Source organism: Acidobacteriota bacterium, assembly GCA_016713675.1.
Taxonomy (GTDB): domain Bacteria; phylum Acidobacteriota; class Blastocatellia; order Pyrinomonadales; family Pyrinomonadaceae; genus OLB17.
This window is the reverse complement of record JADJOS010000002.1, coordinates 13,944-35,955: the sequence shown is the minus strand read 5'-3', so window position 1 is coordinate 35,955 and position 22,012 is coordinate 13,944. Positions and strand designations below refer to the sequence as shown.

The window sequence follows — 22,012 nt, the reverse complement described above, 5'->3', positions numbered from 1 at the left end:
AGATTTCTCAATTAGCCACCGTCCGTTATGACCTTTCTCATGAACGTAAAGCTAATAAAATAGCGACTTATCGTTCGATTCTTGGGCAACGTACCGTCATTTTGGTATACGGCAACAAACCATTTTTCCAGCGTCTTAACAACGGCGGTGTCGTTGTTTTTGCCGATCTCAACCGACTGAAATTCAAACTGGTCTTATCTGGATTCGACACCATACTTGCTTCCTTCGGAGATCAGCTTATTGACGGGACTCTGTCGCGGATCCGCGGGCGACCAGTAATTTACGTGCCCGCATCGATAATGGACGGTCCATGATCGATCGAGATCAGTTTCCCGACAAAGGCGGTAGGGTTTCGCAGAGAAGCCAAGGGATTCGTAAGATCCGTGAATCTTTAGCAGCTAAGCGACTCGCTGCGTCGTCGTTCGTTGGATATAGATACCGCGCAAAGCCGCCGAGAAAATGGCCACAACCGCGACCGCATAAACTGCCACTGCTCTGGGTGACTTCCGTTCTGCCAATCTCGACCGATTGGTCCCGTGTGAATCTGAATGAGTTTCCAAATCTTGATCAGCTTGCTGAAGAGTCACGGGCTTGGTTAACGAGCAGTACTCGTCGAGCGGTCGATGAAAATATATCCACGCCCGGGAACATTTTCGAGGTAGATCTGAATCCGGAGCGTAGTCTGCGGACAACTTCAGCAGCATATCTGTATATTGACTGACTCAGCCGAGGTTGCTCCAGCGTGCTGGATAGCCCAGACAAACTCACAATTTCTCGTAGCCGGGCGAGTTGGTTCGTTGCTCAGTAAGGAGCCAGTACCGCCAACGGCTTGAAAAGCCGCGTTCTTCACCACATTTCCATTGTGATAGAGTGCAAATCGGTGGCATCGAACGAAAAGCCGTCAAACTGCGAAACAGGAGTATCGTTGGAATTCATTGAGTTTGCTTGAATATTACATATGTTTTTTGAAATTTACAACCGAACTTGGGCCTCTTGTATCGAGCTAAATCGGGCATTTGGCCTAATGAATACGGAAAATCAATAATCTCTATATAAAGAATCCTTTCAAATGCATTGCTTACCAAAAATATAACATTAAACTCGCAACATGGAAGTCCCGGATTTCCACTCGTCTTTGATTTTTGTGATCCAGCGGACCTGACTCAACATGTACGCTGGACGCCAAACTCAAGACGTCTGTGAGAATCATAATGCAGCGAATACGACTCGGCAAAGCACTTTGTGTTAACTGTTCTTCCTGGCTGCTGTTTCACCAGGCACCCGTTAGATCCCAGACGGTTCCAGAGGTCCTAGCTATCGCGAAGAACCTCCAAGTTAGTGCGAACGGGTCTCGGTGCATCATTGATCGTCGCGAGATGACAAGATCGGTGTAACTGCGATACGCGTAATGCAGCTCTCGCAAACGCAGATCCGCGAAAGTTCGGACGCGATCTTATCGGCGATGATGAACTCTGCATACTGCCGGCGGTAGGCTAGATCGACGATCGTCGAATCCGTAAAAACAACCTCAGCTCCTGCAACCAAAGGCCGTCGCACCAGACTTCGATCCCACGGAAGTCGGTGCGACGGCCTTGCGTCTAATTTCGGCGCCGAATCTAACTTTCCGAGCATAGCAAATTGGCGTCAATTGATCCAAGCGTGTCCAGCGGCATAAGACCAACTTCTTCACGCGGGGCAATCGCCTACGCTTTAATGAAGTCCAAATTCAGCCGAATTTCGAGACAAGTCGGTCGGCGGCGGTTCTCACGCGGGCACTGCTCTTTGGCGGCCGGGCGGAAAAATCTTGTATTTTCGCGGTAATTGCGATACTTTCAACATTTACTATACCGTTCGATGTCGATCGCGAACAGCCGGTTTTATCTATGCGAGTTTTAATTGATCTTGTCCGCCGAACAGCGAAAAGACGGGTGTTTGCCGCTGCAATCTTCAGCGTTTTGCTCTTGGTGTGCGGGGCGTCGGTCTTTGGGGCTCCGGGAGATCTTGACACTACGTTCGGAGTATCAGGGCTCGCCAATGTCGGATTCAATGGCGGTGACGACTCGGCACGGGCGGTGGCTCTGCAGTCAGACGGCAAGATAATTGCGGGCGGATATGCAAAGAGCGGTGCCAATTACCTGTTCGGGCTGGTCCACTACAATGCGAACGGCACGCTCGACACGACCTTGGCACTGACGGTAAAGTGACCACGTCGATATTCGGAGCGGATGACGGGATCACGGGCCTCGCGATACAGACGGACGGCAAGATCGTCGCCGCCGGATATGCACTCCAGCGGTGCAAACTACGTTTTGCGTTGGCACGGTACAACGCGGACGGTTCGCTCGACACGACATTTGATACCGACGGCAAAAGTAACCACCTCGATCCTCGGGTTGACAGCTTTGCGAACGCGATGAGGCTGCAGTCCACGGCAAGATCCTACTTGCCGGCGGTGCATACAACGGCACGAATTACGACGCCATTGGCCCGTTACAACACGGACGGTTCGCTCGATACGACATTCGACACTGACGGTATCGTCACAACGCCGGTCCTGGCGGGCAATGACTCGGCAAACGCGGTCGCGATCCGTTCGGACGGCAAGATCGTCGCGGCGGGCTTTGCATTCAGCGGAGCGGTGAGCAATTTCGCGATACTTCGGTATAACGGTGACGGTTCGCTCGATAATACCTTCGACACGGACGGTAAGCTGACGACGGCGATCCTCGGCGTTGACGACGGCGTTACGGGTGTTGCTCTGCAGACGGATAACAAGATCGTAGCGGCCGGCTATGCCAAGTCAGGGCGAATCTGCATTTCGGCATCGCCCGGTACAACAGTGACGGATCGCTCGACAACACTTTCAGCAGCGACGGCAAGGACACCAATCGATACTCGGCGGCAGCGATGCGGCGACAGCGGTCGCCATCCAGTCGAACGGCAAGATCGTCGTGACAGGCGGTGCGAGACAACGCTTTGGATTACGACGCGGCGGCAGTTCGCTGGAATCCAAATGGTACGCCTGATACGTCCTTTGATACCGACGGCAAGGCCACATACAATTTTGGCGTCGAGACCGACAATGTCGGTTACGCGTCAGCGATCGACAGCACCGGCCGCATTGTGATTGCGGGCGAGACCGGCATCCAGTTCATGGTCATCAGGATCGAAGGCGACGCTCCGGTCGTTCCAATTCGAACGCTTTTCGATTTTGACGGCGACTCAAAGGCCGACCTGTCGATCTTTCGTCCGGCACCGGGCGAATGGTGGTGGCTGAACAGCTCGAACGGCGGCAACGGGCTGTGCAGTTTGGCAGTTCGACCGACAAGATCGTGCCTGCTGATTTTACGGGTGACGGCAAGACGGACATCACGTTTTGGCGGCCGGCGACGGGACAGTGGTTTGTCCTGAGAAGCGAGGATTTCTCATATTTTGCGTTCCCGTTCGGGGCGAATGGCGATGTACCGGTCCCGGCGGATTTTGACGGCGATAACAAGGCCGATGCGGCTGTTTTCAGGGAAAGTACGCAAACGTGGTTCATCTCCAGATCGACCGGAGGAACCGATATTGTCGGGGTTGGTTCGGTCGGTGATAAGCCCGTACCAATGGGCTATGACGGTGACGGCAAGGCCGACATTGCGATATTCCGCCCGAGCGGAGCGAACGGGGCCGAATGGTGGACGAGGCGGAGTGCGACGGGCGTGGTCTTTGCCGTTCAGTTCGGTTCGGCGACCGACAAGGCCGTTCCCGGAGAATATACGGGCGACGGCAAGGCCGATATCGCTGTTTATCTCCCGGCAAACGGTTTTGGTACGTTCTCAGAAGCGAGGATCTCGTACTTCGCATTCCCGTTCGGTGCGGCAGGCGATATTCCGGTTCCGGCCGATTATGACGGAGACGGAAAGACCGATCCGGGCGTCTTCAGGCCGTCAAACGGGACATGGTTCGCCAATCGATCGACCGGCGGCACGCTGATACAACAATTCGGGATCACCGGCGATGTTCCGCTGCCGAGTGTTTACGTGAGATAGGAAACCGGCGTTGATCTAAGCAAAAAAAGCACTAAACGGGAAACCTCGTTTAGTGCTTTTTTTGCAGATCGGTCAGTAACTTTTAGCCTTTGCTACTGTGCCGTTTGTACTTCTCTCGCCTCGACGCGGCGGCGTTTTCTCGCTTTCCGCCAGGTGCTGATGCCCTCAGCAGTCAGGCTGAGGATCGAACGGCGGTTGTCGAAAAATGAGCTTGACCCACGCCATTTTGCTCATTTGCGGGAAATAGATCCCGCGGAAGAACAACCTCGCCACAAGGTGACTGATGCGTGTGTCGATCGGCGCATGACGGATCGAATCGATCGCCTCAAAATTGCGTTCGGGGCTATACGATCGTGACCATGCAGCAAATGTTTCCTTTTTGGCATCCTCGATCGACATCTTGAGCGGATCGTGTGCCATTACGAACGGCGCGAAGTCGAGCCAGTGCTTGGGACGCTTGAGGCGTCCGGCGGCTTCGAGACGGTCATAGAGCGGCGTTGCCGGGAACGGCGTCAACTGGCCGAATACCGGCAGACCCGGAGCCCATTTTTCGATCTCATCGACCGTACGGTCAGCGACGCCTACGGTGTCATTGTCCATTCCGACGATGAACGACGTGATGGCGTAGATGTTGCGGCGGGCCAAACCTTCGAGCACTCCCTGATAATTTGCGGGCTTAGAAAATGTCTTGTTAACGTCGGCCATGTTTGCCGGATCGATCGATTCCATGCCGATAAAGATCCAGCGGGCACCGGCGTCGGCGATCAGATCGACCAGTTCTTCATCAGCCAATAGATTGGCGCTGATCTGGGCGACCCATGGCAATATAGCATCGGCGGCGATCATGTCGCGGAGCAGGCCCTTGAGCCGCTTTTTGTTGATCGCGAGATTGTCGTCGATGAAGAAGACGGCGATCTGGCCTTTTCTTTTTCGCTCGTGCCTTTAATCTCAGCAGCTCTTCGATAACGCTTTCGTTAGAACGGAAACGGATCGAATCGCCAAAGAATCCGGTGACGGTGCAAAATTCGCAGCCGTACGGACAGCCGCGGCCGGTCTCGATCGGTACTACAAAGAACTTGCCCCAGCCTTCGCCCATTCGCGAAAGTGCGGGCTGCAGCATTTTGGGCACGAGGCTGAATTGATCGAGATCGAGCGTTTCCCAGGGAATGTGCGGATATGGCTGAAGGTTTGGTTTCTTGTCGTTGCCCGCGGGATCGACCTCGGGCATGTAGATATCTTTGAGTTCGCCGCGGGCCGCATCGGCGACCATCAGCGGCCAAGTTTCGTCCGCCTCGCCAAGTGCAATGGCGTCGGCATGCCGCGGGCCGCCGTCGCGACCCAACGCCTCATCCGGACATTCCGTCACGTGCGGGCCGCCCATTACGACCTTAAATCCTGCTTCGCGGAGTGCGTCGGCGACGAGGTACGCACGTGCGACCATTCGTGTCATCGCACCGATCCCGATCAGGCCGATGTCATTATCCTTACAGAATTGGACCAATTCAGGCCGCGTCATCGCCTTGGCATTGCCGTCGATCAGGATAACCTCATGTTCGGGCGGCGTCAGCGACTGAAGCAAGAACATCCAGAGATGCGGCATGAAATTCCGCGTTATGCCGTTATCAGGGTTGTAAAGGAGTATCTTCATTCGAACTTATTAGGACAAACTACTGACCGGTCCAACTTCGCCGGTTCACGTCACCAAAGGAGAATTTTATAGAGAAAAAAGGTTTAAGTACAATAACAGAAGCCTTATCATCGCACGTTTTCTGCAAAAAAACTACTTAATAAATATCTTTCTAATGATCGAAAAGAACACACTCTCAGGCAAAAGCCGCCGCAATTTGAGTATTCCCTTAGTGTTAACGCCGTATCGCAACCTCTTAGAACCGTCGGTCACAGAGTTGTAAATAGCATCAGCGACGATCGAACCGTCAGGAGCGTCGTCGCTGCTTTGCTGCATATTGGGCATTACCCGGTGGGCCATCGCGTCATAAGCGGTGAGCCCGTCCTTTGGGTCATGTCCATCGAACGGTCGTAAAAATCGGTCTTGATCGGGCCGGGCTCAATTATTTTGACCCTGATATTGAATTGTTCAAGCTCAAATTGAAGGGATTCCGAAAAGCCCTCGACAGCCCATTTCGACGCATGATAGAGGCTATAAAGCGGAAATGTCACACGTCCGGCTATTGATGCGACGTTAACGATGTGGCCGCGTTTTTGCTCACGGAAATACGGCAGGATCTCGCGGCAGACACTCATCAATCCAAACACGTTGGTGTCGAACTGACGCTTTATCTGCTCTTCCGTCGCGGCCTCGAACGGGCCGACGACCGCGTATCCGGCATTATTGACAACAGCATCGATCCGTCCGAATTTTTCGAGCGTCGCAGAAATTGCGGCTCTGATCGAATCGACATCAGTGACATCGAGGCGAAAACACTCAATATCTGCGATCTTCTGCAGGTCCGCGGCACTTTCGGGGACGCGCATTGTCGCAGCTACCTTCCAGTTCTTTGTCTGGAAGAGCTTGGCTGTTTCGAGTCCGATCCCGGTCGATGCCCCGGTGATAAGTACAACTTTGTTCATAGTTTGAATCTTATCACGAGGGAAGTTAACCGCAGAGACGCAGAGTAGCTGAGAAAGAGAGCCGGCATTTCGTTTGACGTCTCCGCGACTCCGCGTCTCTGCGGTTAAATCGTCCTATGTTAAGATGCAACAATGAAGTTCCTACATATCGCTGATGTGCATCTTGGGTGTACACGGTATCAGCTGGCTGAGAGCCCAAGGGATTTTTTTGATGCATGGGTCGATGTTCTGCAGCGTTATGCGATCGACGAAAAGGTCGATTTCGTAATCATGTGCGGCGACTTTTTTCACAAAGATCGGTACCGCCCGAAACGATGAACTATGCGGTCGAAGGCCTGACGATGGTCCGCGAAGCCAGAATTCCGGTCATCACCATCGAGGGAAATCACGATCAAAACACACGGACAATGAATTCAGCTGGCTCCGTTCGCTCTCGAGTTGGGGGCTCGTCAAACTGCTCGAACCCAAACTGGTAGACGACAAAATGACCTATTCACCCTGGGACGAAGCTGCGAAAAAAGGCGGCTTTATCGATATCGGGCGGGCGAGGATCTTTGGTTCGGAGTGGTTCGGTGCGTCGGGAAACTGGGCGATACCGATGCTGACCGAGACGATCAATGAAAACCGCCGCGAAGCTGCATTTCACATCCTGATGCTCCACACCGATGTCGAAGGCCATCAGATGCATCCGATCCCGGCATTGTCCGTCGCCGCACTTTCGAGCTGAAAACAGCTGTCGAATACGTCGGCCTCGGCCATACGCACAAACATTATGAGATCGATAACTGGGCGTTCAATCCCGGCTCGATCGAGATCACCAATATCAGCGAATTTCGCGAGAATCGCGGGGCGTTCATTGTTGACGTAGATGCGCAGAACAATGTTAAGGCAACGCATTTGACCGATTATCATTTTCGCCCGTTCCAGCAATTGATCTTCAATGTTACAGGCTATGCCGACACAAAGATCGTGACGGAAGACATCCTCAAAATGATCGGGACCGAGGCTCGGGTCGCCGAGGCCGGCAAGCCTCAGCCGATAATCGAGATCTCGCTGCGGGGCCAATTGGGATTTCCGAATTCGCTGCTCGAAATGCAGAAAATACGTGACGAAACAAAATCGATGACCAACGCCCTGCACGTTCGCATCAAGAATCACTCGGTTCCCGCCGATTATCTTGAAACACCCGAAGAAACCGACGATGCCGGACGCGAACGCCTCGAGCGCCGAGTGATCGACGATCTTGTGATTCGTGATAACCGTTACAAAACGCGGGTCGAGGACATCGCTGACGCCGTCATTGGAGCCAAACGAATGGCCCTCAGCGATGATGAACCGGCGAAGATCGCGGAGTTCATCGGGATGAAAGCAGTCGGAGTGAAGGGGAGATGACGAGGTAGTAACGCCGAGGAAAAGGGATAATTAGGGAAATAGATCGATCTTTGTTTCAGATCTCCACTTCTCCATCTCTAAAATTATATGTCTGAGGTTTTAGAAAAAGTCGCCGGTATCAACCAACTTCCCATCTTTCCGCTGCCGCTCGTGATGCTGCCGAACGAGATATTACCGCTGCATATCTTTGAGGAGCGTTATCAACAGATGCTCAGGGATGTTGAAGCGACGAACAAGATGTTCGGTGTCGTGTTTTTTGAGCCGGTCGAGGATTTCGTAGACCGCCCCAAAACCGGAACGATCGGATGCGTTGCCGAGATCCGCGACACCGACATGTTAGAAGACGGGCGTGCAAACATCGTAACACTCGGCGTTGTTCGGTTTCGGGTGCTCGATTACATCGACGAGGGCGAGCCGTATCTTGTCGGCGAGGTCGAGTTTTTTGAGGACGACGAGGCTGACACCGTCGAGACCGATGGGCCGGCTGACGAAGTATTCGAACTATTTCAGCGGATCGCCAAAGCTGCGTTCAAAATGAGCGGCGGCCGCGGTAAATTGCCCGAAATTCACCGCGGAGACCCCGAGCAGTTGTCATTCCTGGTCACCGCAGCGTTCAATTTTGAGAACGAGCTGAAATACCGCCTTCTCGAAATGACCTCGACTTCCGAACGCCTCGAGAAGCTTCGCGAGATCCTGAAGAAAATGGTCGGCCAAATGGAAGAAAGCGGGATATCCACGCAGTGTCCAAAACGAACGGCCACAGCAAGAAAAAACTCGATCTTTAGTTCTGCAGGGCACCTCGAAAGAAATCGATCACACGCTGATCGTACGACTCGCTTTGTTCCAGCGAGGCGTTGATGATGCTGTAGCCGGATGGGCTGAGGTCTAATTTTTGTTCGATCTTATTGCTGCCGGCAAAGCACTTAGCAAGTTTGCCGGTCGATTCCTGGAAGACCTGAGCGTCGATGCCGGCGAGCAGCATTATTTTTCGATCTTCGATCGACCGGGCTGTTTCGCAAAAAGATTCGTGTTTGTAACAGCCGTCGAAGAAATAGAGGTAAGTGCCGAGGCGGGCAAATTTAGCCGTTATGTTGCTGGCAAAAGGGAAGCGGCGGCTGATCGCATCCTCGAGCAATTGATCGGATCTTTCGGGAACCGAATCGAGCGCGATGGCCTTGACGGTTTTGTCCTTCGCGGCCGTCGTCAGTGCCGAAAGCGAGCCTAATTCAACACCGTACAGCCCGATATCTTTGCCGACGAGTGTGATCTGATTCGCTGTTTTCAGTCCGCGAACGAACTCCACCGCAGCGGTGGCATCCTCGGTCTCGCAGCCGCCGAACGAACAGGTCTTCAGCTTTGGGTCGTTGCCATGTGCCCGCAGGTCGGGCATCAGGACGGTGAAGTTCGTCGATTCGTTGAGCTTGACGCCGAGATTCAGGACATACGAACGGTCCGCACCGTATTTGTGGAACAAGATGACAGCCGGAGCATTTTCGGCGCCGCGAAGCAGCCATCCGCGAGCACCTGAACCATCGCGGTTCGTCCAGCTTTCGTCCGTTATCTGGGCGGCTCGAGAGCTGAGCTGGCCGAATTTTTCCGGCGTTACGAGGTAGGCGGCTGTCTGCGGTCTGGCGGTCTTGTAGACCAGCCAAATTGAAAATCCTGCCACAGCGGCGACGATTATCAGTAAAACCGGAAACAGCAAACGGAAAATGCTTTTGAAAAGACGTGTCGAATTGGCCATAACGGGAATCGAAAGGTGAAACTTTGAATCAAAACAAGCGTGAGAGGAAACGAGGAAAGCCGAAACGGAAAAGGCTTTCGATATGACACCTTAGATGATAACATAAACTGCAGTTTTTCGATAGGATTTTTTAATGTTAAAACCGTTACAAATTTTGGTATTTTTCCTGTTAATATCGGTGCTTTGCGGTGCCGGATTTGCCCAGGGATCGACAATTATTCCGGCAATTCCGGGCTCGCAGATCTTCCCGCTTTCGCAAGTAAAAGAGGGGTTGAAGGGCACTGCCCGAACCGTCTTTCGCGGCACTGCTCCCGAGGAATTCGGCGTCGAGATCCTCGGCGTGATCCCCGGATCGATCGGGCCTCATCAGGACATGATCATCGGAAAATTGAGCGGCGAAAATGCGATGCGGACCTTCGTCTTTGCAGGCATGTCGGGTTCGCCCGTTTATATTGACGGCAAGATCGTCGGGGCCATCTCATACAGCTTTCCGTTCGCCAAAGAACCGATCTGCGGCATCACGCCGATCGAGCAAATGATATCGCTGTTTGAAAAAGGGCCCACGATCAAGGCGGCGGCAGCCGAGGCCCGAACGGTCTCGGTCGACGATCTGCGGGCCGATCGCTGGAGTGTGGGCCGCCTCGCGAGCATTGCCGTCGACCAACCGCTGATCTCCGGTATGTCGGCAAACTCGGCACTTGCGCAGGTCGCCGGTCAGAGGCTTCAGCGGATCGCGACACCGCTGACATTCGCCGGCGTGTCGCAATCGACACTAGATCTGTTCACGCCGGAATTGACACGGGCCGGCATAATGCCCGTTGCGGCGCTTGGCGGCGGATCGAAATTGGGAACAATAAAAAAAGCAGACGCGGCGACCCTGGTCGGCGGTACATCGGTCGTCGTACAACTCGCCCGCGGAGATATATCGATCGGTGCTGCCGGTACGGTGACGCTTCGCGACGGCGACAAGATCTATGCGTTTGGCCATCCGTTCTTCAGCCTTGGATCGACCGATCTGCCGATGAACGAATCACACGTTGTTACTGTGGTGCCGAATGCCAACAACTCGTTCAAGCTGGCCGTGCCGGACGCGATGGTCGGTTCGCTGACACAGGACCGGGCGACCGGGATATTTGGCAAGCTCGGCCAAACGCCTCGGATGATACCGGTCAAAATAAAGGTGACGAACAGCCGCGGCAGCGATCAAGAGATCAAGTTTGAATCTGCCGTTGACGATTTTCTGACACCTCTGATCATCAATATCGGAGTACAGAACACGATACAGGCTAACGAACGCGGTATTGGCGAAACGACCATTGAGGTTCAGGGCGAGATCAGCGTTCGCGGAGAAGGAAGCGTGAAAATTAGCCGCCGTTTTGCGGGTCAGCAGGCGTCGGCCTTTGCGTCGGCTTCGGCCTCGGCACCACTGGCCTCGCTCTTAAAGGCAAATTTTGAGGGTCTCGATATTACCTCCGTAAACCTGACCTTCAATATCACCGAAGGCAGCAAGACCGCCGCTCTTGAACGCCTTGCGGTTGACGCCCTTCAGGTGAAAGCCGGAGACGCTCTGAATTTTTCGGTCTTTGTTCGCAATGACGCCGGAAAGTTGATCGAGCAGCCTGTTTCAATCACGATTCCGAAAGACGCTCCGGCCGGGCCATTGTCGCTTGTGGTCGGTGACGGTAATTCGGTGCAGGAAAACGCGGCGATCAAGCAATTTGCACCAAAATCGGCGGCTGAGTTGATCGAGATCATCAATTCGCTGAAACGGCAGGATCGGTTGTACGCCATTCTTTACCGCACTTCGACCGGTGCCGTCGTCGGCGCGAGCGAAATGCCCAATCTGCCGCCGTCCGTCCTTGCTACGATGAATAACGACCGAACCGCCGGCGGTGCCAAGCCGACAACACAGAAAGTCATATTAGACCAAATATTGCCGGGGTCGGACCATATCGTTACCGGCTCGCAGACGATCGCGGTCGAGGTCATCAGATAAGATCTGAATTATCTAGGCAATTGAGGTCAACGGTAAGAATACCGTTGACCTTTTTGTTTTAATTTGGCAATCTAAAATGTGAATAACCTAAATAAAACGCTGCACGCGGCCCGTTTTGCAGCTGAAAAACACACCGGGCATTTTCGCAAAGGTTCGAGACGCGAACCATACATCAATCACCCGATCGAAGTCGCCAATCTGATCGCCAATGTCGGCATGATCGACGACGAGGACATCCTCTCGGCGGCGTTGCTGCATGACACGGTCGAGGATTGCGGCGTCACGGGCGACGAGATCAATGAAAAATTCGGCGAGACCGTCGCGGGCTATGTCCTCGAGGTCTCGGATGATAAATCTCTGCCAAAACACCGACGCAAACAGCTCCAGATCGAGCATGCTCCGCATCTGACTTACGGAGCTAAGGTGATCAAACTCGCCGACAAGATCAGCAATGTCCGCGACGTCATCGCCAGCCCGGCCGAAGATTGGGACAAGCAGCGGCGTCGAATACGTTCAGTGGGCAGTAAACGTAGTCGAGGGTTTGCGCGGAGCGAGCGACCAACTCGACGAACTCTTTGACGAGGTCGTCGCGTTGGCAAATGAAAAGCTGGATGAATTGGACTAGGTAGGCTGGGCGTCGCCCTCGATCCACTGTTCGCCGTCTCGGTAGACCTCTTTTTTCCAGATCGGGACGGTGCGCTTTAATTCTTTTATGAGCCATTCGCAGGCGGCAAAGGCCGCACGGCGGTGGGGAGACGCGACCGAGATGACGACGCTCGTTTCGCCGATCTCCAGCCGGCCGAGACGGTGAACGATGCCGACATTTGAGATCTCAAATTCGGCTTTGACGCGTTCGATCAGCTTTTCCATCTCCTTTAGGGCCATCGGTTCGTATGCTTCGTATTCGAGATATTCCGTCTCGCGAACCTCACCCGTTTCCTTGTCTTTTGTATATTTTCTTGCATAACCATCCAGCGTCACCGTCGCCCCGCACTCCGGCGGCACCACGCGGCGGGCAGCGCCGTTGATATCGATCGTTGAGGTTGTTAGCTCGAAAAAATCCATGAATTTAACAGTGATGAAGGAGATAAGTGGGATAATTTTTGATTTTTCCAAATCCCTTCCATCCTTTTTATCACTGTTCGTATTAACCGCCTGAAACTGCGGTAAATATTGCCAGCTCATCACCGTCGTTCAGTGTCTCGTCACCGGCTGCATATTGCTGATTAACAGAAAAATGGAGGCGGTGTTTTGCGAGCTGCGGGTGATCAATTATCAGCTTCTCAAAAATGTCAGTTGCCTTTGAATCGTGCGGCAACTCGACGGCGAGACGGCGTTGGCCGGTGATGTCGGCAGTGGCTCCGAAAAACAATACATGAACGATCATATCGGTGACACACTCTGTGCCGGACGCGTCTCTTCCTATTTTATCGCGCCTTCGATCGGGCTTGATGCGGAGGCGTACAATCGCTTGGGCATTCGGCCGGACAGATAGGCGAGGCGGCCTGCCTTGACGGCGTAGTTCATGGCGGTGGCCATTTGAGCAGCATCGCGGGCTTCGGCGATGGCGGTGTTCATTAATATCGCGTCGGCGCCGAGTTCCATCGCAATTGCCGCGTCGCTGGGCACGCCAACACCTGCGTCGACGATAATTATTGCGTCGGGCAATTGCTCACGCATTATTCGTAAATTTGATGGGTTTTGGACACCCATTCCAGAGCCTATCGGAGCGGCGAGGGGCATGACTGCCGGGCAGCCGGCGTCGAGCAGCTTTTTGGCCATGATAAGGTCGTCGGTGAAATACGGCAGGACGATGAAGCCCTCGTTCACAAGTATCTTCGCAGCCGCGAGTGTTTGCTCGTTGTCGGGCAGCAAAGTGATCGGATCGCCGATGACCTCCAGTTTTATCCAATCAGTTTCAAGAGCCTCGCGTGCCAAGCGAGCCGTGCGGATCGCGTGTTCGGCGTCGTAGCATCCTGCTGTGTTCGGCAGGATCTTCATTTTTGGGTCGAGGTGGTCGAGGAACGACTCGCTCGAGCCGTCAAGCGGCACACGGTTGACCGCGACCGTGACCATCTCGGCTCCCGAGGCAATATGTGCCGCCTTCATCTCGTCATACGAACGATATTTGCCCGTGCCGATGATGAGGCGTGAAGTGAATGTGGTATCTGCAAGTTGGAAACTTTCCGACATAAGAGAAATTTACCACATTGACGCCAGAAGAGGAGAAGTGGAGCGGAGGAGAAGGGGAGATTTGATGCTACCGTCTCCTTTTCTCCCCCACTCCTCTTCTCCTCTACTTCTTATCCTCCGCCGACAAAGTGGACGACCTCGATGCGGTCACCGTCGCGGACCGGCGTTTGAGCCCAATCGATGCGGCGGACGACATTACCGTTCAACTCGATCGCAACGCGTTGTTTAGGCAGTGAGAAATGTTCGAGGAGCAGGTCGAGCGTGGGCGTGTCGGAAATGGTTTTCGTTTCGCCGTTGAGTTTGATGCTGATCGAGGTCATTACGGAGATTTTCCGCTTTGGCGGACTCGAATACAAATCTGAGATATCAGATTTGAAATTTTGAAAGTCGACCGTGTGTTTGGCTCCAGTTTTCAGATCTAATCGATTTCAGCCCGGCGTGACGACGCGTCTTAGCTCGATCTCTTCGCCGTCAGACATGGCGCGGATCAGCAATGCCGCACGGCCGGCCTGGAAATGCGGCAGTTGGAGGTGGACGCTGGCGAGGCCGTTGTTGTCAGTTTTGGCGTGAAATATAACGGGACGGAAACTGGAACCGAGCACCTTGATCATTATCTGGGCACCGCCGATGACACGGCGGGCGGTTCCGCGGCAGAGCATGATGTTGACGGTTCGGCGGTCGCCGCCGGCGAATTTTGAATCTCCCAGAAGCTCGATACTCAGTTTGTCGTTGGTCGGACGCTCGACGCCTGAGAGTTCGCTGACCACCTCGACGGCAGCAGCGTCGATCTCGATGACGTCATCCTCGATTATCTGCACGTCTTCGAACAGAGGTGCGTCGGCAAAGAAATCTTCGGCCGTGAGTATCGGTTCATTAACGATCTCCGGCACGATCGACGGCGGAACGAACGCCGGTGCAGAATCGGGCAGCTGCTCGGTTCGGGCAAAGACTTCGACAGTGTCCGGAGGAGTGAATGTGGCTATTCGTTCGGTATCAGGCTTGTCCAGCGGCACCGGAGCGATCGGAATTGTTGACACACTTGGCGTCGCGGCGGCTGCTGCCGGAACAGCTTTGCGCGACATCGACTTCAGATCCTCGATTCGGCCTGCTTTTACGGCGGCACAGATGAGCTTGTGTTGGCGGTTGAGTCGGTCGGTGATAGCAGTTTCGTCAAAATTGCCCTCTGCGAGATCCTCGTAGCTGACACGTTTGCTCGCCAGGATCGTTCCGCCGTCATAGATCAGCGACACGATCAATTTAGAAGACAGTCCCTTGTCTTCGGTTTGAACGTGGTAAACGACACCGTCAAATTCAATATCTGTGTTAAAGCCAGAGATCACAATGCTAATTTTACCAATTAATGCGAGGAAAAGCGGCGGATTTGCGGCACACGCCGCCATATAAAAATTAACACACCGTTTTGATCACGGTCAACGAATAAATACGGGCATTTCGCGAATCGTCGCTTGGTCAACCGCCTTGACACTAATACAGTGTTAAATTACGATTTAGATTGTGCCAAAATTCTCAATCTAAGCAGTCGTGTGCAAGCCATATTTGCACCATTTTTTCGGTCAATTTAGTCAGTAATTAAGGTCGAGATGTCTGAATACAACGTTTTCGATTACGTTCCTATTGCGATCATGTTTTTGGTCGCTGCCGGATTTGGTGTGAGCCAGCTGCTCGTCACGCAGCTGATCGGTCCGCGCAAGAGAACCGCTACCAAGCTGATGCCGTACGAATGCGGCAAAGATCCCGTCGGGAACGCCCGGGACAAGTTCTCGATAAAGTTTTATGTGGTCGCGGTCATATTTTTGCTGTTCGACATCGAAGTCCTGTTCATGATCCCGTTTGCAGTTGCTTTCAAGAGCCTGATGGCGGATGAAAAGGCGTCCGGAATTTTGTACGGCACTATCGCATTTATTGAGATCCTGGTCTTTATCTCGACGCTGGTCGTCGGATATATCTACGTTTGGAAGAAAGGCGTTTTCGATTGGGGAATGCAGGCTCGAGCCGAAGCACGCGAAGAGGCGAAGCGTAACGCAAAACGCCGCCGCGACGACGCTGAATCGGGCATTAAGCTTGCCGCATAGCGAAAGTTTATTGAGTCGGCAGAGTGTTTTGAGTTCATTGAGGCAAGTTAAACCCTCTGATCTCAAGGAACTCGACAAACTCGACAAACTCAAAACACTCAAGAAACTAGTTTTATGGGTTTAGAAAATAATCTATTCGAATCGCTGCCGGACGTCGTCACCGTCAAACTTGACGCCGTTATCAACTGGGCACGGAAAAGCAGCATTTGGCCAGCAACGTTCGGGCTCGCTTGCTGCGCGATTGAAATGATGGGAACGGCATCGTCGCGGCAGGATATTTCGCGTTTTGGGGCAGAGACATTTCGTGCCAGCCCGCGTCAGGCAGATTGCATGATCGTATCGGGGCGCGTTTCGCGAAAGATGGCTCCGGTACTTCGCCGGATCTACGATCAGATGCCCGAACCCAAATGGGTCATTTCGATGGGTGCCTGTGCGACATCGGGCGGTGTTTTTGATAACTATGCGATCGTCCAGGGCGTCGACAAGATCGTCCCGGTCGATATTTATATCCCGGGATGCCCGCCGCGTCCCGAAATGCTGGTTCACGCGATCATGATGTTGCAGGACAAGATCATGAAAGAGTCGGTCAAGGACCGCCGCGACACATATGAGCCGGAATCGCGCGTCTCGATGGTCCCAGGAACACTGCCGGTGACAGAAGGCACCGCACTCGAACGCGAAATGGAAGCCGAGGTCGCATCGGGCGAAACATCGCGGCCGTATTCAGTGCCATCGAAGCACGAACGGCGCAGATCGTCGTAGCAGGATTTATGACTGAGAAACTCCACGAATATGTGGAAAAGATAAAGGCAAAGGACGCTGCTTGGGTAGTGTCTGTGGTCGAAGGGCACGGTGAGGTGACCGTTACGGTACCACGCGGGTCGGTCGTCGATGTTTGCGCTTTCTTGAAACGCGAGCATGATTTTGACATGCTCGCCGACCTCTGCGGGGCCGATCGCGGTCCCGAGGAAGACCCTCGGTTCGAGGTCAATTATCATCTGTTCTCGACGATCCATTACAGCCGCCTGCGTTTGAAGGTGCTGCTTGCGGACGACGAGCCGAATGTGCCGACGGTCTCCGGGCTGTGGAAGACGGCAAATTGGCACGAACGCGAAACATACGATCTCGTCGGCATCAAGTTTGACGGCCATCCGGACCTGCGGCGCATCTTGCTGCCTTCGGATTTTGACGGGCATGCACTGAGAAAAGATTATCCGCTGCGAGGCTATGAGCCTTACAGCCTAAACTGATTTTGGATTTTAGATTTCGGATTTTTTGATTGCTTTATGGCTTTCAGCTGATCCAAAATCGTAAATCCAAAATCCAAAATAGTTATGAGTACTACGGTACAAGATCTCCAACAATTTGATGTTCTCGACCGGCCGCTCGAGTCAGAGATGACACTGTCGATGGGGCCGCAGCATCCTTCGACCCACGGCGTCCTGCGTCTCGATCTCAAACTCGACGGCGAACTTGTCGTCGGCTGCATCCCCGACATCGGATATCTCCATACGGGAATGGAGAAGCTCTTCGAATACAAGAAATACCAGCAGGGTATCGTTATCACTGACCGGATGGATTATCTCAATCCGCTCGGAAACAACCTCGCTTATGTGATGGCGGCGGAAAAACTGCTCGATCTGGAAATTCCCGAACGTGCTCAGGTCATCCGCGTGCTGATGTGCGAACTTCAGCGTATCGCTTCGCACATGGTCTGGCTCGGAACGCACTGTCTCGATATCGGTGCCATGTCGGTCTTCTTTTACTGTTTCCGCCAACGCGAGAAGATCCTGAACCTGATCGAGGCCGCATCCGGCGGTCGAATGACGCCGAGCTATTTCCGCATCGGTGGCCTAATGATGGACCTGCCTGCCGGTTTTGAGAGCCGCTGCCGACAGTTCCTCGCAGATTTTCCGGCGGCGATGGACACGTTTGACACCCTCGTCACTGGCAACACGATCTGGATGAGCCGCACCAAGGGCATCGGCGTCATCGAACGCGACGAAGCGATCAACTGGGGCCTGACAGGTCCGTGCCTGCGAGGCAGCGGTGTCGAACTCGACCTCAGACGGCATAATCCGTACACAGGTTACGAGACATACGATTTTGATATTCCGGTCGAACAGGACGGCGACGTCTGGGCACGGTTCAAGGTCAGAATGCGTGAATGTCTCGAGTCGTACAAGATCGTCCGCCAGGCTCTAGACCGCCTGAAACTGGGACCGATCAAAGCCGACAGCCCAAAGATCGTGCTGCCCGATCGCGACGATATGCGAAAGCATATGGATTCGCTGATCCACCATTTTCTGATCGTCGCCGAGGGATTCAACGTTCCCGAAGGCGAGGTCTATCACGCCATCGAAGCGTCAAAAGGCGAGCTCGGCGTTTACATGAAATCGAACGGCGGCCCCAAACCCGAACGTGTCCATTTCCGCGGCCCCAGCTTCGTTAACCTTGCCGCTCTGCCCGTGATGAGCGAGGGTGAGATGGTCGCTGACGTTGTGGCGATCATTGGTAGTTTGGATATTGTGTTGGGTGAAATAGATAGGTAAATCATGGCAGCAGCAACACCAACAAGTTATACAGATAAGATCCTCGTCTCGGACGAAGTGGCTGAGTTTTCGGCTGCGGTCGTTGAGGAGATGAAGATGCACGTTGCGAAATATCCGGCCGAGCGGAGCCGTTCGGCTTTGATACCGCTATTGTTCGTAATCCAACGCGAACGCGGGTGGGTCGATAATCCGGGCGTCAATTTTCTTGCGAAGTTTTTGAATCTTGAGGTCACGGACGTCTGGGAAACGGCGACGTTTTACTCGATGTTCAATATGAGGCCCGTCGGGCGGCATCACATACAGATCTGCAAGACGCTGTCGTGCAAGATCATGGGCGAGCCCGAGATCACCGATCATATCTGCTCGAAACTAGGTATTCACCCCGGCGAGACGACCGAGGACGGTAAATACACCGTAACAATGGTCGAATGCCTCGGCAGTTGCGGCACCGCACCGATGATGCAGATCGGGTTTGATTATCACGAAGATCTGACGACTGAGAAGGTAGACAAGATCCTGGAGGCGTGCAAATAGTATGGAGATCAAAGCAATAGGCTGCGAGCCATTACAATTGAAGCTGATGCACGTCAAGGACGGGCATACACTCAAAGTGTATCGCGATCACGGCGGTTACAAAGCGCTTGAAAAGGCGCTCAAGATGGCTCCGGCGGATGTGATCGACGAGGTCAAGAAATCGGCGCTTCGCGGACGCGGCGGTGCGGGTTTTCCTACGGGAATGAAGTGGTCGTTCGTGCCGAAAGACTCGCCGAAGGTCAAATACGTCGTCTGCAACGCTGACGAATCCGAGCCCGGAACGTTCAAAGACCGTTATCTGATGGAACGCGACCCGCACGCCTTGCTCGAAGGTATGATCATCGCGGGCTGGGCTTTGGGTTCGACGACCGGATTCATCTACACACGCGGCGAATACAAATATCTTATCGACGTGATGGACGTCGCGATCGCCGAGGCACGTGAAGCCGGATTGCTCGGCAAAAACATTCTCGGTTCTGGTTTGGATATGGATATCCACACCCACACCGGTGCCGGAGCTTACATTTGCGGCGAAGAGACCGCTCTTCTGAGTTCGCTAGAGGGTCATCGCGGACATCCGCGTTTGAAGCCGCCTTTTCCTGCGGTCGAGGGCGTTTATGCTTCGCCGACCGTCGTCAATAATGTCGAGACGCTCACTGCCGTTCCGCAGATCATAAATATGGGCGGCGAGGCTTGGCAGAAGCTCGGCACCGAAAAGAGCGGCGGTACAAAACTTTGGTCCGTCAGCGGACACGTGAATAAACCCGGAGTTTACGAGCTTCCGATGGGCTATGCCGACATGGAAAAGTTCATCATGGAAGACTGCGGCGGGATCCGCGGCGGCAAAAAGCTCAAGGCCTGTATTCCGGGCGGTTCGAGCGTTTACATAATGAACGCCGGCCAGATCGTCGGCAAGAATGTGCCGATGGACTACGAAGGCCTCGTCGCGGCGGGCTCATCTGTCGGCTCGGGCGGATTTATCGTGATGGACGAGACGGTCGACATCGTCGAATCGACCAAGAATCTTACCGAATTCTACAAACACGAGTCCTGCGGCTGGTGTACGCCTTGCCGCGAAGGCACGGATTGGCTCGTCAAGATATTTAACCGCATTTCCGAGGGCAGCGGACGGCCCGAGGATGCCCAGTTGATGCTCGATATCTGCGACAACATCGAGGGTAAATCGTTCTGCCCGCTGGGCGACGCGGCAGCATGGCCGATACAGAGTGCGATCAAACAGTTTCCGGATGATTTTAAAAAGTGGCTGGTCGATAAGACCGCATCTAATGGTGTGACGGCCAATATATAATGAATTTGCTCAAAAAAATGCGAACACTCGGGGCACATGCCATATTCGGCGTGATGCTCTTGCTCGCGTTTTTTGCCGGTGTGCAATCGCAAACGCCGACGCCGACCGTGCCTCAGGGTAACGGCAGGACGCCCGTGATCATAATTCCCGGTTTAACTGGCTCTGAACTCGTCAATGAAAAAACCGGCGAGGTCGTTTGGTTCAAGGCCCCAAGATCTAAGGATGACGATCTCCGGTTGCCGATCTCCACAAATTTTGGCCGTAACCGCGACAATCTGTATCCCGGAGACATTTTGCGGAGCATTAAGTTCGGCATTTTCCCCAGGATCGACGTTTACGGCAGTTTGGTTGATTCATTTAAGAATTCTCAGGGTTATCACGAGGAATTTTGGGATACGCCGACCGCCAGGGGCGGGGAAAAAGCGATCTACGTTTTTCCATACGATTGGCGGCTCGACAATGTCGAAAACGCACGGATCCTGATCCGAAAGATCGTCGAACTCAAGGCCAAGCTCAAGCAGCCCGACCTGAAATTCAATGTCATCGGCCATTCGATGGGCGGCATCATCGCCCGCTATGCTGCGATGTACGGTGACGCCGATCTTCCGGCCGGGACCAAAAAGGCAGTTCCGACATGGGCCGGTGCCAAGCATTTCAACCGTGTTGTCCTGATGGGAACCCCGAGCGAGGGGTCGGCTTTGTCGCTAAGTGCGTTGATCAGCGGGCCGTCGATAGGCGGCCTCAACATCAACCTCCCGTTCGTCCAGAATCTCTCGAAGTATGATATTTTTACCATCCCTTCGAGCTATCAGCTTTTGCCGGCTCCCGGCACTTTTCAGGTTATCGACGAAGATCTGGAGCCGCTGAACATCGACATTTACGATCCGAAAGTTTGGACCAAATACGGTTGGAATGCGATCAATGACAAGGGATTTGCGAAACAGTTCAACGTCGCCGAACGTCGAAGTGCAACTGCATTTTTTGCAGGCATGCTCAAACGTGCCAAACATTTTCACGAAGCCCTTTCGGCGGGCACCGCGAACGGGGCACTAAAATTTGAGATCGTCGGTGCAGACTGCACCCCGACACTTGATACGGTGCTTGTCTACCGTGATGCTAAGTCGAATAAGTGGAAAACGCTGTTCAAGCCGGCAGGATTTACAAAGAACGGCGGTGAAAAGGTGTCGTCTGACGAGTTAAAGACCGTGATGTTGTCGCCGGGCGACGGGGTCGTGACGACCAGATCGCTCGAGACCGACACTCAGTCGAAAATCGCAAAAGTGCCGTCGCTGCTTAAGCCCGCGGCCAAAAAATTCATATGCGAAGAGCACAATAAGCTCGGAGCCAATACCGATGTGCAGACATATCTCATCGGACTTTTTAATGACTAAGTGAAATGGCGCCGCATGCGCCGATGATAAGGAGTCGAAAATGGGAAAAGGTGATAAACGATCGAGAAGAGGCAAGATCTTTGCCGGCAGCTTTGGCAAGACGCGACCGAAACGGAAAGGGAAGGCTGTAAAACCGGCGGAAGACAAGCCGGCGAAAGCGACCAAGAAGGCAAAATAGCGGCTCAAAC

General features: G+C 53.7%; 28 protein-coding genes and 2 pseudogenes. 19 read left to right on the top strand and 11 right to left on the bottom strand.

What is annotated here, in order from left to right; genetic code table 11:
• A partial coding sequence (locus IPK01_13310) for a hypothetical protein (protein ID MBK7934435.1) occupies nt 1-314 on the top strand: 314 nt, incomplete at its 5' end.
• Between the two features lie 1,045 nt (nt 315-1,359).
• Here IPK01_13310 and IPK01_13305 read toward each other — a convergent pair.
• Entirely contained in the window at nt 1,360-1,632 is a 273-nt protein-coding gene (locus tag IPK01_13305; protein ID MBK7934434.1) for a hypothetical protein, read from the bottom strand.
• Nucleotides 1,633-1,883: 251 nt separating this feature from the next.
• On the opposite strand from IPK01_13305, the gene IPK01_13300 reads away from it, so the two are divergent.
• Together IPK01_13300 and IPK01_13295 are read left to right on the top strand one after the other, a co-directional pair.
• The gene (locus tag IPK01_13300) at nt 1,884-2,204 is read left to right on the top strand and encodes a hypothetical protein (protein MBK7934433.1); all 321 of its coding nucleotides are present in this window, start codon (nt 1,884-1,886) and stop codon (nt 2,202-2,204) included.
• Nucleotides 2,201-3,127, top strand: a complete 927-nt coding sequence (locus IPK01_13295; GenBank protein ID MBK7934432.1) for a hypothetical protein — start codon at nt 2,201-2,203, stop codon at nt 3,125-3,127. Before IPK01_13300 ends, IPK01_13295 begins: the two co-directional genes overlap by 4 nt.
• Here IPK01_13295 and IPK01_13290 read toward each other — a convergent pair.
• Nucleotides 3,090-3,296, bottom strand: a complete 207-nt coding sequence (locus IPK01_13290; GenBank protein ID MBK7934431.1) for a hypothetical protein — start codon at nt 3,294-3,296, stop codon at nt 3,090-3,092. The genes IPK01_13295 and IPK01_13290 overlap by 38 nt on opposite strands.
• Here IPK01_13290 and IPK01_13285 point away from each other — a divergent pair.
• Entirely contained in the window at nt 3,270-4,031 is a 762-nt protein-coding gene (locus IPK01_13285; GenBank protein MBK7934430.1) for a VCBS repeat-containing protein, read from the top strand. The genes IPK01_13290 and IPK01_13285 overlap by 27 nt on opposite strands.
• A gap of 165 nt (nt 4,032-4,196) precedes the next feature.
• Here IPK01_13285 and IPK01_13280 read toward each other — a convergent pair whose 3' ends face one another.
• The 3 genes and pseudogenes from IPK01_13280 to IPK01_13270 form a co-directional block, all read right to left on the bottom strand.
• Nucleotides 4,197-4,823, bottom strand: a complete 627-nt coding sequence (locus IPK01_13280) for a radical SAM protein (GenBank protein ID MBK7934429.1) — start codon at nt 4,821-4,823, stop codon at nt 4,197-4,199.
• Complete coding sequence (locus IPK01_13275) at nt 4,816-5,679, bottom strand: cobalamin-dependent protein (GenBank protein ID MBK7934428.1); 864 nt, start codon at nt 5,677-5,679, stop codon at nt 4,816-4,818. The genes IPK01_13280 and IPK01_13275 overlap by 8 nt, the downstream gene beginning before the upstream one ends.
• Before the next feature lie 132 nt (nt 5,680-5,811).
• Nucleotides 5,812-6,620 (bottom strand): annotated as a pseudogene (locus tag IPK01_13270) (SDR family oxidoreductase).
• A gap of 132 nt (nt 6,621-6,752) precedes the next feature.
• Here IPK01_13270 and IPK01_13265 point away from each other — a divergent pair.
• From IPK01_13265 to IPK01_13245, 5 genes are all read left to right on the top strand, one after another.
• On the top strand, nt 6,753-6,938 hold the full coding sequence (locus IPK01_13265; protein MBK7934427.1) for a metallophosphoesterase: 186 nt from the start codon (nt 6,753-6,755) through the stop codon (nt 6,936-6,938).
• Complete coding sequence (locus IPK01_13260; GenBank protein MBK7934426.1) at nt 6,935-7,096, top strand: hypothetical protein; 162 nt, start codon at nt 6,935-6,937, stop codon at nt 7,094-7,096. The genes IPK01_13265 and IPK01_13260 overlap by 4 nt, the downstream gene beginning before the upstream one ends.
• 8 nt (nt 7,097-7,104) lie before the next feature.
• Nucleotides 7,105-7,347, top strand: a complete 243-nt coding sequence (locus IPK01_13255) for a hypothetical protein (GenBank protein ID MBK7934425.1) — start codon at nt 7,105-7,107, stop codon at nt 7,345-7,347.
• Nucleotides 7,348-7,517: 170 nt separating this feature from the next.
• Nucleotides 7,518-8,012, top strand: coding sequence for a hypothetical protein (locus IPK01_13250; GenBank protein MBK7934424.1), 495 nt, complete (start codon nt 7,518-7,520; stop codon nt 8,010-8,012).
• An 87-nt stretch (nt 8,013-8,099) separates the two neighbouring features.
• Complete coding sequence (locus IPK01_13245; protein ID MBK7934423.1) at nt 8,100-8,870, top strand: LON peptidase substrate-binding domain-containing protein; 771 nt, start codon at nt 8,100-8,102, stop codon at nt 8,868-8,870.
• On the opposite strand, the gene IPK01_13240 is transcribed toward IPK01_13245, so the two are convergent.
• Nucleotides 8,794-9,756 carry a hypothetical protein gene (locus tag IPK01_13240; protein MBK7934422.1) on the bottom strand — a complete coding sequence of 321 codons (963 nt, stop codon included), beginning with the start codon at nt 9,754-9,756 and terminating at the stop codon, nt 8,794-8,796. The two genes, IPK01_13245 and IPK01_13240, sit on opposite strands and share 77 nt — an antisense overlap.
• A 133-nt stretch (nt 9,757-9,889) precedes the next feature.
• Between IPK01_13240 and IPK01_13235 the strand changes: the two genes are divergently transcribed.
• A complete protein-coding gene (locus IPK01_13235; GenBank protein ID MBK7934421.1) occupies nt 9,890-11,752 on the top strand; it encodes a hypothetical protein in 1,863 nt (620 codons plus the stop codon).
• 78 nt (nt 11,753-11,830) lie between these two features.
• A pseudogene (locus IPK01_13230) lies at nt 11,831-12,377 on the top strand (bifunctional (p)ppGpp synthetase/guanosine-3',5'-bis(diphosphate) 3'-pyrophosphohydrolase).
• On the opposite strand, the gene IPK01_13225 reads toward IPK01_13230, so the two are convergent.
• The 5 genes from IPK01_13225 to IPK01_13205 all read right to left on the bottom strand — a co-directional run bounded on the left by IPK01_13225 (nt 12,374) and on the right by IPK01_13205 (nt 15,345).
• The gene (locus IPK01_13225; protein MBK7934420.1) at nt 12,374-12,817 is read right to left on the bottom strand and encodes a molybdenum cofactor biosynthesis protein MoaE; all 444 of its coding nucleotides are present in this window, start codon (nt 12,815-12,817) and stop codon (nt 12,374-12,376) included. The pseudogene IPK01_13230 and the gene IPK01_13225 overlap by 4 nt on opposite strands.
• 82 nt (nt 12,818-12,899) lie before the next feature.
• On the bottom strand, nt 12,900-13,139 hold the full coding sequence (locus IPK01_13220) for a MoaD/ThiS family protein (GenBank protein MBK7934419.1): 240 nt from the start codon (nt 13,137-13,139) through the stop codon (nt 12,900-12,902).
• 35 nt (nt 13,140-13,174) lie between these two features.
• A complete protein-coding gene (locus IPK01_13215) occupies nt 13,175-13,945 on the bottom strand; it encodes a thiazole synthase (GenBank protein MBK7934418.1) in 771 nt (256 codons plus the stop codon).
• A 110-nt stretch (nt 13,946-14,055) separates the two neighbouring features.
• A complete protein-coding gene (gene thiS, locus IPK01_13210; protein MBK7934417.1) occupies nt 14,056-14,265 on the bottom strand; it encodes a sulfur carrier protein ThiS in 210 nt (69 codons plus the stop codon).
• Nucleotides 14,266-14,373: 108 nt separating this feature from the next.
• Nucleotides 14,374-15,345: a hypothetical protein gene (locus IPK01_13205; GenBank protein ID MBK7934416.1), complete on the bottom strand. Its 972-nt coding sequence runs from the start codon at nt 15,343-15,345 to the stop codon at nt 14,374-14,376.
• A gap of 201 nt (nt 15,346-15,546) precedes the next feature.
• Here IPK01_13205 and IPK01_13200 point away from each other — a divergent pair, with 201 nt between their 5' ends.
• The 8 genes from IPK01_13200 to IPK01_13165 all read left to right on the top strand — a co-directional run bounded on the left by IPK01_13200 (nt 15,547) and on the right by IPK01_13165 (nt 22,002).
• Nucleotides 15,547-16,038: an NADH-quinone oxidoreductase subunit A gene (locus IPK01_13200; GenBank protein ID MBK7934415.1), complete on the top strand. Its 492-nt coding sequence runs from the start codon at nt 15,547-15,549 to the stop codon at nt 16,036-16,038.
• Between the two features lie 114 nt (nt 16,039-16,152).
• Nucleotides 16,153-16,800 (top strand): NADH-quinone oxidoreductase subunit B, encoded by a 648-nt coding sequence (locus tag IPK01_13195; GenBank protein ID MBK7934414.1) that lies wholly within the window; start codon nt 16,153-16,155, stop codon nt 16,798-16,800.
• Between the two features lie 8 nt (nt 16,801-16,808).
• Entirely contained in the window at nt 16,809-17,288 is a 480-nt protein-coding gene (locus tag IPK01_13190; protein ID MBK7934413.1) for an NADH-quinone oxidoreductase subunit C, read from the top strand.
• Between the two features lie 147 nt (nt 17,289-17,435).
• The gene (gene nuoD / locus IPK01_13185) at nt 17,436-18,590 is read left to right on the top strand and encodes an NADH dehydrogenase (quinone) subunit D (protein MBK7934412.1); all 1,155 of its coding nucleotides are present in this window, start codon (nt 17,436-17,438) and stop codon (nt 18,588-18,590) included.
• A 3-nt stretch (nt 18,591-18,593) separates the two neighbouring features.
• Nucleotides 18,594-19,124 carry an NADH-quinone oxidoreductase subunit NuoE gene (gene nuoE / locus IPK01_13180; GenBank protein ID MBK7934411.1) on the top strand — a complete coding sequence of 177 codons (531 nt, stop codon included), beginning with the start codon at nt 18,594-18,596 and terminating at the stop codon, nt 19,122-19,124.
• A 46-nt stretch (nt 19,125-19,170) separates the two neighbouring features.
• Entirely contained in the window at nt 19,171-20,433 is a 1,263-nt protein-coding gene (nuoF, locus tag IPK01_13175; GenBank protein MBK7934410.1) for an NADH-quinone oxidoreductase subunit NuoF, read from the top strand.
• Nucleotides 20,433-21,824 carry a hypothetical protein gene (locus IPK01_13170; protein MBK7934409.1) on the top strand — a complete coding sequence of 464 codons (1,392 nt, stop codon included), beginning with the start codon at nt 20,433-20,435 and terminating at the stop codon, nt 21,822-21,824. Before nuoF ends, IPK01_13170 begins: the two co-directional genes overlap by 1 nt.
• A gap of 40 nt (nt 21,825-21,864) precedes the next feature.
• Nucleotides 21,865-22,002, top strand: a complete 138-nt coding sequence (locus tag IPK01_13165; protein ID MBK7934408.1) for a 30S ribosomal protein THX — start codon at nt 21,865-21,867, stop codon at nt 22,000-22,002.
• Nucleotides 22,003-22,012: the final 10 nt, after the last annotated feature.